Origin of the sequence: Streptomyces sp. NPDC097981 (assembly GCF_040302565.1) — a bacterium.
Classification (GTDB): Bacteria; Actinomycetota; Actinomycetes; order Streptomycetales; family Streptomycetaceae; genus Streptomyces.
Genome location: NZ_JBEORW010000022.1, coordinates 123,786 through 139,447 on the forward strand (window position 1 = coordinate 123,786; position 15,662 = coordinate 139,447).

The 15,662-nt window shown below is 71.7% G+C and carries 11 protein-coding genes; 6 read left to right on the plus strand and 5 right to left on the minus strand.

Annotated elements, in window-relative coordinates; all coding sequences use genetic code 11:
* Positions 1-23: 23 nt before the first annotated feature.
* The 4 genes from ABTY04_RS22095 to ABTY04_RS22110 all read left to right on the plus strand — a co-directional run bounded on the left by ABTY04_RS22095 (position 24) and on the right by ABTY04_RS22110 (position 6,093).
* Positions 24-1,415, plus strand: a complete 1,392-nt coding sequence (locus ABTY04_RS22095; RefSeq protein ID WP_352215065.1) for an ABC transporter substrate-binding protein — start codon at positions 24-26, stop codon at positions 1,413-1,415.
* 4 nt (positions 1,416-1,419) lie between these two features.
* Positions 1,420-2,748 (plus strand): carbohydrate ABC transporter permease, encoded by a 1,329-nt coding sequence (locus ABTY04_RS22100; protein ID WP_352215066.1) that lies wholly within the window; start codon positions 1,420-1,422, stop codon positions 2,746-2,748.
* Positions 2,745-3,656: a carbohydrate ABC transporter permease gene (locus ABTY04_RS22105; RefSeq protein WP_352215067.1), complete on the plus strand. Its 912-nt coding sequence runs from the start codon at positions 2,745-2,747 to the stop codon at positions 3,654-3,656. The genes ABTY04_RS22100 and ABTY04_RS22105 overlap by 4 nt, the downstream gene beginning before the upstream one ends.
* 175 nt (positions 3,657-3,831) lie before the next feature.
* Positions 3,832-6,093, plus strand: a complete 2,262-nt coding sequence (locus tag ABTY04_RS22110; RefSeq protein WP_502996691.1) for a bifunctional glycosyltransferase/CDP-glycerol:glycerophosphate glycerophosphotransferase — start codon at positions 3,832-3,834, stop codon at positions 6,091-6,093.
* A 28-nt stretch (positions 6,094-6,121) separates the two neighbouring features.
* Here ABTY04_RS22110 and ABTY04_RS22115 read toward each other — a convergent pair whose 3' ends face one another.
* Positions 6,122-6,754, minus strand: a complete 633-nt coding sequence (locus ABTY04_RS22115) for a TetR/AcrR family transcriptional regulator (protein ID WP_352215069.1) — start codon at positions 6,752-6,754, stop codon at positions 6,122-6,124.
* Positions 6,755-6,900: 146 nt separating this feature from the next.
* Between ABTY04_RS22115 and ABTY04_RS22120 the strand changes: the two genes are divergently transcribed.
* Both ABTY04_RS22120 and ABTY04_RS22125 read left to right on the plus strand, forming a co-directional pair.
* Positions 6,901-7,800, plus strand: coding sequence for an ABC transporter permease (locus ABTY04_RS22120; RefSeq protein WP_352215070.1), 900 nt, complete (start codon positions 6,901-6,903; stop codon positions 7,798-7,800).
* Positions 7,793-8,614, plus strand: coding sequence for an ABC transporter ATP-binding protein (locus tag ABTY04_RS22125; protein WP_352215071.1), 822 nt, complete (start codon positions 7,793-7,795; stop codon positions 8,612-8,614). Before ABTY04_RS22120 ends, ABTY04_RS22125 begins: the two co-directional genes overlap by 8 nt.
* A gap of 85 nt (positions 8,615-8,699) precedes the next feature.
* Here the strand turns inward: ABTY04_RS22125 and ABTY04_RS22130 are convergent, their stop codons facing one another.
* The 4 genes from ABTY04_RS22130 to ABTY04_RS22145 all read right to left on the minus strand — a co-directional run.
* Positions 8,700-13,667 (minus strand): NAD-glutamate dehydrogenase, encoded by a 4,968-nt coding sequence (locus ABTY04_RS22130; protein ID WP_352215072.1) that lies wholly within the window; start codon positions 13,665-13,667, stop codon positions 8,700-8,702.
* Between the two features lie 354 nt (positions 13,668-14,021).
* A complete protein-coding gene (locus ABTY04_RS22135) occupies positions 14,022-14,723 on the minus strand; it encodes an HAD family hydrolase (protein ID WP_352215073.1) in 702 nt (233 codons plus the stop codon).
* Complete coding sequence (locus ABTY04_RS22140) at positions 14,720-15,220, minus strand: DUF6912 family protein (RefSeq protein WP_352215074.1); 501 nt, start codon at positions 15,218-15,220, stop codon at positions 14,720-14,722. The genes ABTY04_RS22135 and ABTY04_RS22140 overlap by 4 nt, the downstream gene beginning before the upstream one ends.
* A 252-nt stretch (positions 15,221-15,472) precedes the next feature.
* Positions 15,473-15,662, minus strand: a 190-nt coding sequence (locus ABTY04_RS22145) for a hypothetical protein (protein WP_352215076.1), incomplete at its 5' end; no start/stop codon positions are given.

Here is a 15,662-nt window from a genome sequence, read left to right on the forward strand (position 1 = left end):
CCACGGGCATCGGGGGCAGAGCCATGCGCAGGCAGGGAACGAGCCGTACGAAGGACCGTAGAGGGAGCCGCGCCGCCGCCTGGACGGCTCTCGCGGCCGCGGGCGCGCTGGCGCTGAGCGCGTGCGGGGACGGCGGGGACAAGGAGGAGGGCCCGCCACAGGGCGCGGAGGCATCCGCCCAGCCCGGGCAGCGGGTGCAATTACCGAAGCTGACCGGCGAGAAGCTGGAGGTCGCGGCGGTCTGGACGGGGCCGGAGCAGGCGAACTTCACGAAGGTCCTGAAGGAGTTCGAGAAGCGGACGGGTGCCACGGTCACCTTCGTCCCGGCCCAGGACCCGATCGTCACCTTCCTCGGCACGAAGATCGCCGGCGGGCAGCCGCCGGACGTGGCGCTGCTGCCGCAGGTCGGGGCCCTGGTCTCGGCGGTGCAGAACAAGTGGGTTCAGCCGGTCGGGCCGGAGGCCAAGGCGCAGCTCGACAAGAACTACTCCGACGGCTGGAAGAAGCTGGGCGCGGTCGACGGCACCCAGTACGGGGTGTACTACAAGGCCGCCAACAAGTCGCTGGTCTGGTACAACGCGAAGGCGTTCGAGGCGGCGGGCGTGCAGCCACCGAAGACGTGGAAGGAGCTGCTGACCGCGGCCGACACCCTCTCGGCCTCCGGCACCCCGGCCGTCTCGGTGGCCGGTGCGGACGGCTGGACCCTGACGGACTGGTTCGAGAACATCTATCTCTCGCAGGCCGGCCCGCAGAAGTACGACCAGCTCTCCAAGCACCAGATCAAGTGGACGGACGACAGCGTCAAGCAGGCGCTGACCACCCTCGGCGAGCTGTTCGGCCGCAAGGACTTCCTGGCGGGCGGCCCGAGCGGGGCGCTGGCCACCGAGTTCCCGAAGTCGGTGACGCAGACCTTCACCGGCGGCGACCGGCCGGCGGCCGCGATGGTCTACGAGGGCGACTTCGTGGCGGTGAACATCGCGCAGACCGAGGCGAAGGTGGGCAAGGACGCCCTCGTCTTCCCGTTCCCGGCGGTCGGCGCCAAGCCGCCGGTGGTCTCGGGCGGCGACGTCGCGGTCGCGCTGAAGCCGTCGGCCGGGGCGCAGGCGCTGCTGACGTTCCTGGCCTCCCCCGACGCGGCGGAGATCCAGGCCCGCGAGGGCGGTTTCGTCTCCCCGAACAAGTCGGTGGACCTGAAGGCCTATCCGAACGACATCCAGCGGGGCATCGCGAAGGCCCTGATCGCGGCGGGCGACGACTTCCGCTTCGACATGTCGGACCAGGCCCCGTCGGCGTTCGGCGGGACCCCGGGGGCCGGCGAGTGGAAGGCGCTCCAGGACTTCCTGGCGAACCCGTCGGACGTGGCGGGCACCCAGGCCAGACTGGAGGCGGACGCGGCCAAGGCCTACGGGAACTGATCCCGTGGCCGCCACGGGATCCGCGACGTCACGGTCGGCGGAGGCCCGGCGCCGCCGCCTCGTCGCGGCGGCGTTCCTCCTGCCCGCCCTGGTGCTGCTGGGCGCGCTGGTCGTGCACCCGATCGGCTACTCGGTGTACCGCAGTCTCTTCGACCGCTCCGGCGACACCTTCGTGGGCGGGGACAACTACCGGGAGATCCTGCACGACGACACGATCCGCACGGCCCTGAAGAACACGGCGCTGTGGGTGGTGCTGGCGCCGGCCACGGCCACCGCCCTCGGCCTGGTCTTCGCGGTGCTCACCGAACGGGTGCGCTGGGGCACGGCGTTCAAGCTGCTCGTCTTCATGCCGATGGCGATCTCGATGCTGGCGGCGGGCATCATCTTCCGGCTCGTGTACGACCACGACCCCGACCGCGGCGTCGCGAACGCGGTCTGGGTCGGGGTGCACGACACCTTCGCACAGTCCTCGGCCTTCCCGAAGGCCCGTCCGGGCCGCGACTCCCCGCTGGTCCCGGCCGCAGGGGCCGCCGCGGGCGGCTTCACGACCCGTGATCCCGTACGGGCGGGGGTGCCGGTGCTGCTCCCGCTGGTCGGCGTGGCCCCCGAGACGTTGCCGGCAGGGACCCGTCCGGCCCGGGACGCCGCCGCCGAGCCCGGCAAGGTCACCGGGACGGCCTGGCAGGACTTCACCCGGGGCGGCGGCGGCCGGACGAACACGGTCGACCCGACGGAGTCCGGCTTCGCGGGGATGCGGATCGAGGCGGTCAAGTACGGCAAGGTGGTCGACTCGGCGACGACCCGCGCCGACGGCACGTTCACCCTGTCCGCGAAGGCCGACGGGGCGCTGCTGCGGCTGCCCGCGTCGAACTTCCGGGAGCCGTACGCGGGGGTGCAGTGGCTCGGCCCGACGCTGGTGACCCCGGCGGTGATCGGGGCGTACGTGTGGATGTGGGCCGGTTTCGCGATGGTGCTGATCGGGGCCGGGCTGGCCGCCGTACCGCGGGAGCTGCTGGAGGCAGCGCGGGTGGACGGGGCCAACGAGTGGCAGGTGTTCCGGCGGGTCACCGTGCCGCTGCTGGCGCCTGTGCTGGCGGTCGTCCTCGTCACCCTCGTCATCAACGTCATGAAGATCTTCGACCTGGTCTTCGTGATCGCGCCGGGCTCGGTGCAGGACGACGCGAACGTCCTGGCCCTCCAGCTGTACCGCACCTCCTTCGGCACCGACGCCGATCCGGGGCTGGGCAGTGCCATCGCGGTGCTGCTGCTGGCGCTGGTGGTCCCTGTCATGCTCTACAACATCCGCAGGCTGCGGAAGGAGGGGTCCCGATGAGCGCCTCCGCCCAGGCCCGCCCGGGAGCACGTGCCGGTGCCCGCCCCGCTCCCCGTGCCGGTGCCCGGGCCGGCCGGCTCGCGGCCGCTGCGGCGGCCGGGGCCGTCCGCGTGTTCCTGGTCCTGGCCGCGCTGTTCTGGCTGGTGCCGACGCTCGGGCTGCTGATCTCCTCCTTCCTCTCGCCCACCGACCTGAACAAGGGCGGCTGGTGGCAGGCGCTGACCGCGCCGACCCGGCTGACCGCCGACAACTACGAGCGGCTGCTGGCGAACGACACCATCACGAACGCCCTGCTCAGCACGGTCGCCATCGCGGTCCCGGCGACCCTGCTCGTGCTCGTGCTGGGCTCGTTCGCCGGATACGCCTTCGCCTGGCTGGAGTTCCCGGGACGGGACTGGCTGTTCCTGGTCGTGGTCGGGCTGCTCGTGGTCCCCGTGCAGGTGGCGCTGATCCCGGTGTCGGAACTCTTCGGCGCCATCGGGCTGTTCGAGACCACGGCGGGGGTGGTCCTGTTCCACACCGCGTTCGGGCTGCCGTTCGCCGTGTTCCTGCTGCGCAACTTCTTCGCGGAGATCCCGCGCGAGCTGCTGGAGGCGGCCCGGCTCGACGGCGCGGGCGAACTGCGGCTGTTCACACGGGTGGTGCTGCCGCTGGGCGGGCCGGCGATCGCCTCGCTCGGCATCTTCCAGTTCCTGTGGGTGTGGAACGACATGCTGGTCGCGCTCGTGTTCGCGTCTTCGGCGCACCCGCCGATCACGGTCGCCCTCCAGCAGCAGGTACGGCAGTTCGGCAACAACATCGACGTGCTGGCGCCCGGCGCGTTCCTGTCGATGGTGGTGCCGCTCGTGGTGTTCTTCGCCTTCCAGCGGCAGTTCGTCTCGGGGGTGATGGCGGGGGCGATCAAGTAGCGCATGGCAGTTGACGTGCAGCGCCGACGCCCGGCAACCCGAATGCCGCACGCTGCGTAACCCGATCGCCACGCCAGGGGTTCCTTGGGGGCACTCCCCCGGACTTCGTCCGGGGGGACCCCCACCCAGCGGTAGCCGGGGGAGCCATATGCCCGCGCCGACCCCTGGATGTGCCGTGCCCCGGTTCAGCGTCATCGTGCCCGCGTACAAGGTTCAGGCGTACCTCCGGGAGAGTCTGGACTCGGTCCTGTCCCAGTCGTACGCGGATCTGGAAGTGATCGCGGTCGACGACGCCTCACCGGACGCCTGCGGTTCGCTCATCGACGAGTACGCGGCCAGGGACTCCCGGGTGACCGCCGTGCACCTCGCGCAGAACCTGGGCCTGGGCCCGGCCCGCAACGCGGGCCTGGCCCGGGCCGCCGGCGACTACCTGGTCTTCCTCGACGGTGACGACACCCTGGCCCCGGGCGCCCTCCAGGCCATCGCCGACCGGCTCAAGGACACCGGGTCACCGGACGTCCTCGTCTACGACTACGCGCGCACCTTCTGGACCGGCGAACTGGTGCGCAACCGCCTCTCGCACCGGCTGGCCGAGGAGGGTCCGGCCAGCTTCCGGCTCGCGGACCGCCCGGCGCTCCTCGGCATGCTGATGGTGGTCTGGAACAAGGCGTACCGCCGCGAGTACGTGGAGCGCGAAGGCCTGGAGTTCCCGCCCGGCTTCTACGAGGACACCCCCTGGACGTACCCGGCGCTGCTGGCCGCCGAGTCCATCGCCGTCCTGGACCGGGTGTGCGTGCACTACCGCCAGCGGCGCACCGGCTCGATCCTGACCACGACCAGCCGCCGCCACCTCGAGATCTTCGACCAGTACGACCGGGTCTTCGGATACCTCGGCACCCGCCCCGAGCTGGAGCGCTGGCGCCTCACCGTGCACCGGCGGATGGCCGAGCACTTCTGCGCCCTGTACGCCGACCCGCGCCGCCTCCCGCGCGCCGGCCGGGCCGAGTTCTTCCACCGGGCCTCCGTGCTGCTGCGCCGCTACCGGCCGGCCGGCCCGGCCCCGCTGCCGCTGTCCCGCACCGACCGGATCCGGCACGCCCTGATGCGGCTCGGCGTGCGCCGCACGTACCGCACGCTGTCGGTGCTCCGCTCGGCCGCGCTGGCGGCGGGGCGCACGGGGGTGTCGCTGGGGCGGGGCCTGCGCGAGAGCGCGCTGCGGCTGCACTACCGCGTCCAGCGGCTCCTGCCGCTGGACGCGGAGCTGGCGGTCTTCTCCGCGTACTGGCACGGCGGCTACGCCTGCAACCCGGCCGCCATCGAGGCCAAGCTGCGCGAGCTCGCGCCCCGGATGCGGACGGCGTGGATCTGCGACCCGCAGCATGCGGCGACGCTCCCGCCGGAGACGGCCGTGCTCCGCCCCGGCTCCGCGGCGTACTGGACGGCGCTCGCCCGGGCCGCGTACCTCACGACGAACGTCAACTTCGACCGCGCCCTGGTCAAGCGCCCGGGCCAGGTCCTGCTGCAGACCCAGCACGGCACCCCGCTCAAGCGGGTCGGCCTGGATCTCCAGGACCGGCCGGCGGCCGCGCCGACGGCTGATTTCGCGGGCCTGCTGCGCGGCGCGGACCAGTGGGACTACCTGCTCTCCGCGAACCGCCACTCCACCCTGGTGTGGGAGAAGGCGATCCCCTCCTCGTACACCACGCTCGAATACGGCTACCCGCGCAACGACGCCTTCCACCGGGCGACCCTGGACGACGTCCTGGCCCTGCGCGAACGCCTCGGCATCCCGGCGGGCGGGGTGGCGGTCCTGTACGCGCCGACCCACCGCGACTACCGGCGCAGCCGGCCCGAGCACCTGGACTTCGAGCGGGTGCTGCGGGATCTGGGCCCGCGGTTCACGATCCTGGCGCGCACCCACCTGACGTACGCGGACGCGCCCGCCCTGCCGGTGCGCCACCCGCGCCTGATCGACGTCTCCGCGTACCCGTCGGTGGAGGAGCTCTGTCTGGCGTCCGACGCGCTGGTGACGGACTACTCGTCGCTGATGTTCGACTACGCGGCGCTGGACCGGCCGATCGTGATCCACGCGGACGACTGGGAGGCGTACGAGGCCGCCCGCGGCACGTACTTCGACCTGCGGTCGTGCCCGCCGGGCGCGATCGCCCGGACCGAGGACGAGCTGGTGGACGTCTTCACCACCGGCCACTGGCAGGGCTCGCGCTCGGCGCAGCTGCGGGCGGCGTTCCGGTCGCGGTTCTGCTCGTACGACGACGGCCACGCGGCCGAGCGCGTCGTGCGGCGCGTCTTCCTGGGCCAGCCGGCGGCGGTCCCGCCGGTGGTCCCGCTCCCGGAGCGCCGCCCGGCCCCGACGGCCCCGTCCTGCGTCCCGGGACCGACGCTGGCGTCGGTGACCACGCCGGGCCTCTGGCCGTAGGGCCGGGCGCGGCGGGTCCGGGGGCCCGTCAGGAGCCGGGCGACGTGGCCTTCAGGCCCGCCACCACCGAGCGGGCCAGGTCGTCCAGGTACGGCGCCGGTACGGCGTCGCGCGCCACCACCTGGCGCCAGTAGAGGGGGCCGATCGCCAGGTCCAGGGCCCGGCCCGGGTCCGTCCCCTCCGCCAGTTCGCCGCGTGCCACGGCCTCCGACACGATCCCCTCGGCCATCCGCCGCTCCCCGTCCAGCAGGGCGCCGCGTACCGCGTCCGCGATCTCCGGGTTGCGCGCCGCCTCGACCAGCAGGTCCGGGATCACCGCCGAGGCGACGGGGTGCCGCAGCACGTGCGACATCACTTCGAGCAGGGCCCGTACGTCCCCGTACAGCGAGCCCGTCGCCGGCACCGGCAGGCCGTCGACCGCGAAGGCGCCCACCAGGTCGAGGACCAGGTGCAGCTTCGACTTCCAGCGCCGGTAGACGGCCGTCTTCCCGACGCCCGCGCGCCGCGCGATCCCCTCGATGGACATCCGCGAGAACCCGACCGCGGCGAGTTCCTCCACCACCGCGGCCCGGATCGCCTCGGTCACGTCCTCGCGCAGGACGGCGGCCCCGGCGGGGGCGCGGCGGGCGGGGGCGGGGGCGTCGGCAGGGTCCGTGGTCATGCCCAGAGCATAGCCGCGCACGCCGCCACCCACTCGTCACGACGATACGGTTGCGTTCCGTCGTAGTGCGCCCTAACCTCGCCGTAGCGACGATACGGACCCGTCCCGACGCCCCGACCCCGTCGAAAGCGACCCCCGTGACCCCCGTGACCCCTACGCCAGCCGCGCCCGCCCCGTCCGCCACGCTCGCAGAGCTGGCGGCCGCCCACGGCCTGACCGTCAGCGGCGCGCGCCCCACGCTCCCGGACTACGTGCGCCGGCTCTGGGGCCGCCGCCACTTCGTGACCGCGTACGCCTCCGCCCGGATGCACGCCACGTACAGCACGGCCCGGCTCGGCCAGGTCTGGCACCTGGTGACCCCGCTGCTCAACGCGGCCGTCTACTACTTCATCTTCGGCATCGTCATGAACGCCAGCCACGACGTGCCGGACTACATCCCGTTCCTGATCACCGGCGTCTTCGTCTGGGACTTCATCGGCAGCTCCATCAACGCCTCCACCCGCGCCGTCCACGGCAACCTCGGCCTGGTCCGCGCCCTGCACTTCCCGCGCGCCAGCCTGCCCCTGTCCACGGTCGTCCAGCTCTTCCAGCAGCTGCTGGTCACCATGGGCGCGCTCGTCCTCCTGCTGTTCGCCTGCGGCCAGACCCCGACCCTGAAGTGGCTGCTGGCCGCGCCCACCCTGCTCCTGATGGCGGTCTTCTGCGCCGGTGTCGCCATGGTCATGGCCCGCATCGGCGCCAAGAGCCCGGACGTCAGCCAGCTGATGCCGTTCATCCTGCGCACCTGGATGTACTCCTCCGGGGTCATGTGGTCCATCGACCAGATGCTCAAGAAGGACCACCTCGCGCACTGGGTCACCGTCGTGCTCAAGACCAACCCCGCGGCCGTCTACATCGACCTGATGCGCTTCGCGCTGATCGACAGCTTCGACCCGCACGCGCTCCCGCACCACGTGTGGGCGATCGCCGTCGGCTGGGCCCTGCTCGCGGGCGTCGGCGGATTCATCTACTTCTGGAAGGCTGAGGAGGAGTACGGCCGTGGCTGACACCGCAACCGCACCCGCAAGCACACCCGCACCGGCCGCGGCGGTCGCCGACACCCGCGTCCCCACCGTCATCGCCGACGAGGTCCACGTCGTCTACAAGGTGCACGGCTCCGGCGCCCGCAAGGGCGGCGCCACCGCCGCCCTCAGCCGGATCTTCTCGCGCAAGCCCGCCCCCGGCATGCGCGAGGTGCACGCCGTCAAGGGCGTCACCTTCGTCGCGTACAAGGGCGAGGCCATCGGCCTGATCGGCTCCAACGGCTCCGGCAAGTCCACCCTGCTCTCCGCGATCGCCGGCCTCCAGCCCGTGGCCCGCGGCAAGATCTACTCCCACGGCCAGCCCTCGCTCCTCGGCGTGAACGCGGCCTTGATGAACGACCTCACCGGCGAGCGCAACGTGGTCCTCGGCGGGCTCGCGATGGGCATGTCCAAGCAGCAGATCCGTGAGCGCTACCAGGGCATCGTCGACTTCTCCGGCATCAACGAGAAGGGCGACTTCATCTCCCTCCCCATGCGCACGTACTCCTCCGGCATGGGCGCCCGGCTGCGCTTCTCCATCGCCGCCGCCAAGGACCACGACGTCCTGATGATCGACGAGGCCCTCGCCACCGGCGACGCCGCCTTCCAGCGCCGCAGCCAGGCCCGCATCGAGGAACTCCGCGAGCAGGCCGGCACCGTCTTCCTCGTCAGCCACAGCATCGGCACCGTCCGCGAGACCTGCGACCGGGCGATCTGGCTGGAGTCCGGCGTGCTGCGCATGGACGGCCCCTCGGCCGAGGTCTGCGACGCGTACGAGGCGTTCACCTCCGGCCGCTGACGGGGCCTGCAAGGGCGCCGCGAACGCGGAAGGGCTGCCCGGGCCGAAGCCCGGGCAGCCCTTCTCCGTCACTGCCCCGCAGGGACTAGGCGTGGGCCCTCAGCAGCGAACGCATCGTCCGCATCGCAACGGACAGGTTCGCCAGGTCGAAGTCGTCCGACCCGCGGATCTCGTCCAGGGTCGTCCGGGCCCGGGTGATGATCGCCGCGTTCTTCTCCTCCCACGCCTTGAAGCGCTCCTCGGGAGTCGAGTTGCCGTTGCCCACACCCAGCACGTCGGCGGTCAGCGCCGCGTGCGCCGCGAAGAGGTCCTCGCGGATGGAGGCGCGCGCCATGGACTGCCAGCGGTCCGCCCGCGGCAGCTCGATGATCCGGTCCATCAGCTGCGTGATGTCCAGGCGGTCGGCGAGGTCGTAGTACACCTCGGCGACGCCCAGCGGGTCGACTCCGGTGCGGTCCGAGATCGCGACGATGTCCAGCGTCGGGAACGCCGAGGAGAATCCGGCGACCTTGGCCGCCAGCTCGTCCGGCACGCCCTCGCCGGTCAGCTCGTCCATGATCGACTGGTACCACTCCAGGTCGGCGCCGCGCACCAGCTTGGGCAGCTCGGCCCAGACCTGGCCGACCCGGTCGCCGAAGAGTTCGATGGTCTCGGTGATCTGGAGCGGCTGCGGCCGGTTGTTCAGCAGCCAGCGGGTGCCGCGCTCGACCAGGCGCCGCGAGTGCAGGCGGACCCGGGTCTGGACGTCGGCCGCGACCTTGTTGTCCAGCGCCTCGACCGCGTCCCACACCTCGGCCAGGCCGAAGATCTCGCGGGCCGCGAGCTGAGCCCGGACGATCTCCTCCGTGGAGGCCCCGGTCTCCTCGCGCAGCCGGTGCAGGAAGGTCGAACCACCGGTGTTGACCGTGTCGTTGACCAGCAGCGTCGTGATGATCTCGCGACGCAGCGCGTGTGCGTCGATCTGCTCCGGGAACTTCCCGCGCAGGGCGCCCGGGAAGTACGCGTACAGCAGGCGGCGCAGGTACGGGTCGTCCGGCAGCTCGGTGGCGATGAGTTCGTCCGCCACCGTGATCTTGGTGTAGGCGAACAGGACGGCCAGCTCCGGCTGGGTCAGGCCCTTGCCGTTGTTCAGCAGTTCGCGGATCTGCCGGTCGGCGGGCAGGAACTCAAGGCTCCGGTCCAGCAGTCCGGCCGACTCCAGGCGGCGCATGAAGCGCTGCTGGGCGTGCAGCAGGCTGGGGGCCTGGGCGATGCCGTTGGCGAGGGCCGTGTTCTGCGCGTAGTTGTTGCGCAGCACCAGGCGGCCGACCTCGTCGGTCATCTCCGCGAGCAGCTTGTTGCGCTGCTTGACGGTCATGTCCCCGTCCGCGACCACCGCGTTGAGCAGGATCTTGATGTTCACCTCGTGGTCGGAGGTGTCCACGCCCGCGCTGTTGTCGATGGCGTCGGTGTTGACCTTGCCGCCCTCGCCGCCGGCGCCGATCCGGGCGAACTCGATGCGGCCGAGCTGGGTCAGACCCAGGTTGCCGCCCTCGCCGATGACCTTGGCCCGGACGTCCCCGCCGTTGACGCGGATGGCGTCGTTGGCCTTGTCGCCGACGTCCGTGTGCGTCTCGGACGACGCCTTGACGTACGTGCCGATGCCGCCGTTCCACAGCAGGTCCACGGGGGCCTGGAGGATCGTCTGCATCAGCTCGGCCGGGGTCATCTTGGTGACGCCCGCCTCGATGCCGAGGGCCTCGCGGACGTGCGCGTTGATCGGGATCGACTTCGCCGTGCGCGGGTGGATGCCGCCGCCCGACGAGAGCAGTTCCGCCTTGTAGTCGGCCCACGAGGAGCGCGGCAGCTCGAACAGGCGCCGGCGCTCGGCGTACGAGGTCGCCGCGTCCGGGGTCGGGTCGAGGAAGATGTGCCGGTGGTCGAAGGCGGCGACCAGGCGGATGTGCTCGGAGAGCAGCATGCCGTTGCCGAACACGTCGCCGGACATGTCGCCGACGCCGACGACCGTGAAGTCCTCGGTCTGGGTGTCGTGGCCCAGCTCGCGGAAGTGCCGCTTGACGGACTCCCAGGCGCCGCGGGCGGTGATGCCCATGCCCTTGTGGTCGTAGCCGGCCGAGCCGCCCGACGCGAACGCGTCGCCCAGCCAGAAGCCGTACGCCTCGGCGACGCCGTTGGCGATGTCGGAGAAGGTCGCGGTGCCCTTGTCCGCGGCGACGACGAGGTAGGTGTCGTCCTCGTCGTGGCGGACCACGCCGGTCGGCGGCACGACCTCGCCGCCGACCATGTTGTCCGTGATGTCGAGGAGCGCCGAGATGAAGATCTTGTACGAGGCGATGCCCTCGGCGAGCCACGCGTCGCGGTCCACCGACGGGTCCGGCAGGTTCTTGGCGACGAAGCCGCCCTTGGCGCCGACCGGCACGATGACGGTGTTCTTGACCATCTGCGCCTTGACCAGGCCGAGGATCTCCGTACGGAAGTCCTCGCGGCGGTCGGACCAGCGCAGGCCGCCTCGGGCGACCTTGCCGAAGCGCAGGTGGACGCCCTCGACGCGCGGGGAGTACACCCAGATCTCGTAGGCCGGGCGCGGAGCCGGGAGCTCCGGGATGGCCTGCGGGTCGAACTTCATCGACACGTACGCGTGCTGCTCGCCCGCGTCGTTGAGCTGGAAGAAGTTGGTCCGCAGGGTCGCCTTGATCAGGGTGAGGAAGGACCGCAGGATCCGGTCCTCGTCGAGCGAGGCGACCTGGTCCAGGGCCCCGTCCAGCTCCTCCAGCATGGCGTCGATGAGCTCGGTGCCGGCGGACTGGCGGCCGGGCGACATGCGGGCCTCGAAGAGCGAGACCAGCAGCCGGGTGGTGTGGACGTTGTTGCGGAGGGTGTCCTCCATGTAGTCCTGGCTGAAGTTCACACCGGCCTGGCGCAGGTACTTCGCGTACGCGCGCAGCACCACGGCCTGGCGCCAGGTGAGCCCGGCGCTCAGCACCAGGGTGTTGAAGTTGTCGTTCTCGGCGTCGCCCTGCCAGACCGCGGCGAAGGCGTCCTGGAAACGGTCCCGGGCGTCGTCGCCGAGGTAGCTGTCCCCGTTCGAGGACGACACCGGCATCCGCAGGCCGAAGTCGTAGATCCACGCGTTGGTGCGGTCGCTGCAGCGCAGCTCGTACGGCCGCTCGTCGGTGACCTCGACGCCCAGGCGCTGGAGCACGGGCAGGACCGCGGACAGCGAGACCTGCTCACCGGTGCGGTAGATCTTGAACCGGCGCTCGCCGGGGCCCGCGCCGACGGGCTCGTACAGCGAGAGCGCGAACTCGCGGTCACTGGCGGAGAGCCGCTCCAGGTGGCACAGGTCGGCCACGGCCGCGCGCGGCGAGTGGTCGGCCTTGTAGCCCTCGGGGAAGGAGGTGCCGTACTTGCGCAGCAGCTCGGCGGCGCGCTCTTCGCCCAGCTCGGAGACCAGGGCCTCGCCGAAGCCGTCGGCCCAGGAGCGGGCGGCCTCGACCAGCCGGCCTTCGATGCGCTCGACGTCGGCGTCGGTCAGCACGGGCAGCTCGGTGCCCTGCGGAACGCGGACGACGAAGTGGATGCGGGCGAGGATCGACTCGGTGTTCCAGGCGGTGAAGTCGACGCTGATGCCGTCGAGCTCCTCCTGGAGGATCGAGATCAGGCGCAGCCGCACGCCGGTGGTGTAGCGGTCGCGCGGCAGGTAGACGAGCGCCGAGTAGTAGCGGCCGTACTCGTCCTGGCGCAGGTACAGCCGCAGCCGGCGGCGCTCCTGGAGGTACAGGACGGAGGTGGCGATCTCGCGGAGCTTGTCGACCGGGGTCTGGAACAGCTCGTCGCGCGGGTAGGTCTCCAGGATCTGGAGCAGGTCGCGGCCGTCGTGGCTGTTCGGCGAGAAGCCGGCGCCTTCGAGGACCTCGGCGACCTTGCGGCGGATGACCGGGACCCGGCGGACCGACTCCGTGTACGCGGCGGAGGAGAACAGGCCGAGGAAGCGGCGCTCGCCGACGACGTTGCCCTCGGCGTCGAACTTCTTCACGCCGACGTAGTCGAGGTAGGAGGGGCGGTGCACGGTGGCGCGGCTGTTGGCCTTGGTCAGCACCAGCAGGTGGTGCTCGCGGGCCTTGGCGCGGGCGTCGGCCGGCAGCCGGTTGAAGGACGGCGAGACGGGGTGGTCGTCCTCCTGGCCGCTGTGGTGCGGGTCGGAGCGCAGGATGCCGAGGCCGGTGCCGGGCACGGCGGCCAGGGCGTCGCCGTCGACGAGGTTGTACTCGCGGTAGCCGAGGAAGGTGAAGTGGTCGTCCGAGAGCCAGCGCAGCAGCTCACGGGCCTCTTCGAGCTCGTACTCAAGCAGGTCGGGCGCGGTCGGCTCGTTCGGGAGGTCGTCGGCGATGCGCAGCGCGGCGTCGCGCATCTTCTCCCAGTCCTCGACGGACTCGCGGACATCGGACAGGACGCGGCGCAGGTCGTCGGTGATCTGCTTGAGGTCGGCGCGGTCGGTCTCGCGGTCGGTCTCGACGTGGATCCAGGACTCGACGAGGGAGTCGTGGGGGCGCGCGGTCTTGGGGCCGTGCGCGTCGCAGTCGGGACCGAGGATCTCGATCAGCTTGCCGGTCACGTCACGGCGGACGACGACCTGCGGGTGGATCACGACGTGGATGCCGCGGCTCTGCCGGGACAGCTCGTTCGTCACGGAGTCCACGAGGAACGGCATGTCGTCGGTGACCACCTCGACGACGGAGTGGCTGGACGTCCAGCCGTTCTCCTCGACCGTGGGGGTGTGGACGCGCACGTTCGCGGTGCCCTGCGGCCGGTTCTCGGCGAGCCGGTAGTGCGAGAGCGCCGCCCCGAACACGTCGACCGGGTCCCGGTCCAGGAGGTCCTCTGGGGCGGTGTGCAGGTAGTAGCGCTGGAGGTACGAGAGAGTCGTCTCCCGGTCGGGCCGCTCTCCCTGCTCGGACCCAGTCGGAAGTAGCCCCCCGGCCGGGCTGTGCTCAGCTACCCGTGCCGCCCGCGCGAGCAGCTCGGCCTTTGCTTCGTCCAGCTTGGTCTGCATGTCCTCTGGCTCCTGTCGCGCGCCATTGCGTGACGTAGGTGAAGGAAGGAATGACGTAGCGCCGCGATGCGGGGTGACCGTTCGGAATCGGCGCCATGCCGTCGTGAGAGCCGCCCGGGAGGGATTTGGCCATGATCGGCGCGAGGTCCCGGCAGCGGGGATCAGCGAAGGCCCGGGCACGGTCGTGCGCCGGGCGCTGGCCGGAGGCGGCAGTGCCTCCGTGAACTATCGCGCTGATCACGGGTACCAGGCTATCTCGCCGGACCCCCCCTTAGTCACGCACCAGATCTGTACAAAAGCAGGTCGGGAAGTTTGACGATGTGCGCAGTGACGCGACCCGCCCGATGCCAGTAACTATTCGGCCAGCTCGCGAGCAGTGAGTACGGCCTCTGCCAGCGAGTCCACGACGGGGACCCCGGCTCGTTCCAGACTGCTGCGGCTGTGCGAACCACCCGTGTAAAGGACGGCCCGGGCGCCCACGTGCGCTGCGGCGAGCGCATCGTCCACCGCATCCCCGATGAGGACCGTACGGCCGGTGCTCACGCCCGTCTCCTCCAGGGCCTGCATATGCCGTACGAGATGCCCTGCCTTGCTGGTGTGCGAGGGCCCGATGCGGCCGTCGACGCGCAGGAAGTGCCGCTCGATCCCGTGTGCCTGCACGAGCGGCACGAGCTTCTCGTGGGGCGCGAGCGAGAGCAGGGACTGCGTGAGCCCGTCCGCCTGCCAGTCCCGCAGCAGCTCCCGGGCCCCTTCGGCGAGCCCGGCGGTGTCGGCGGCGGCCCAGTAGTACCGGTGGAAGGTCGCGTCCATGACCTCCCACTCGGCGTCGGTGGGCAGCCGCCCCATCAGCCGTTCGTAGAACTTCGGCACCGGTACGACGTACAGCTCGCGGTAGCGCTCCAGCGTGATCGGCGCGAAGCCGAACTCGGCGAACGAGGCGTTGGTGGCGGTGATCACGGCGTCGATGTCGTGCAGCAGCGTGCCGTTCCAGTCCCAGACTATGTGGACGGGTGCGGCGGGGACGGCGCGGCCGGCGGGGGTGGCGGGGGTGGTCACTTCAGCAGCCCCGGGATCTCCTGGACGCCGAACCACAGCAGTTCGTGGTCCTCGGCGCCGTCCACGGTGAACTGCGCGTCCTCGTCCCCGCCGTCGGCGGCCCCGAGGGCGGCAGCGGCGGCCGTCACGTCGTCCAGGGCGTCATCGGCGTCGACGTGCACGGCGGCGGCCACGGAGAGCCGCACGGCGGCGGTGAGGGACACCTGTCCGAGGGCGGCCTCGTCGAGGCCGGGGGTCGCGGCGGCGGCCTTGTCGTCCACGTCGACCGCCACGACCACGCGCTTGCGCGGGACGCCGTCGTCCTCGGCGAGCATCCGCAGGGACGCGGCCGCCGCCCGGCCGAGGGCGGCGTACTCCAGCTCCTCGATGTCGTCCGACGCGTACCACTCCCGCAGGCCGGGTGTGACGGCGTACGCACGCAGCGGGGCGGGGCCCAGCTCACCCGCCTTGTGCGCCTCGGCGAGCCCGGGGAGGGTCAGGGGGACGTACACGCGCATGGCCGGCTGCTTTCAGTAGTCGGGAACGCCCTCAGGATACGACTTGACCGGACTCCGTCCGGTGACGGCGGCGGTCCCCCTTCGGGCTGCGGGGCGCCGGCCGGAATCCGTCCACCGCGTGCCGCTCGCGGACACGGTGAGCGGCCGGGGGCCTGCGGCGCCCACCCGGATAGGTGAACGGCCCCCGCCCGCCCCGGCCCCGGGGGCGCCGTTGCGGAGGGTGGTCGCGAACCGTAGAACTCCCCTACCAAGTTACCGCCCGGTACCTCCGGGCCCTGACTTCTCGGGGACGACCGCCATGACCAGGACCAGGAACACCACCCGGCCCCCCGGCCGCCACGACCAGCGCCGCCCCCGTGCCGCGACGATGTCCTCCTCGCGGTGCTCGGCGTGCTCCTGGGACTGCTGCTCTGGTCGCTCGGCATTTACAGCACCGGCAAAC

Coding starts and splice junctions, on each gene's coding strand:
- ABTY04_RS22095 (WP_352215065.1), top strand. CDS start 24: ATGCGCAGGCAGGGAACGAGCCGTACGAAGGACCGTAGAGGGAGCCGC.
- ABTY04_RS22105 (WP_352215067.1), top strand. CDS start 2,745: ATGAGCGCCTCCGCCCAGGCCCGCCCGGGAGCACGTGCCGGTGCCCGC.
- ABTY04_RS22115 (WP_352215069.1), bottom strand. CDS start 6,754: ATGACCACGGACCCTGCCGACGCCCCCGCCCCCGCCCGCCGCGCCCCC.
- ABTY04_RS22130 (WP_352215072.1), bottom strand. CDS start 13,667: ATGCAGACCAAGCTGGACGAAGCAAAGGCCGAGCTGCTCGCGCGGGCG.
- ABTY04_RS22140 (WP_352215074.1), bottom strand. CDS start 15,220: ATGCGCGTGTACGTCCCCCTGACCCTCCCCGGGCTCGCCGAGGCGCAC.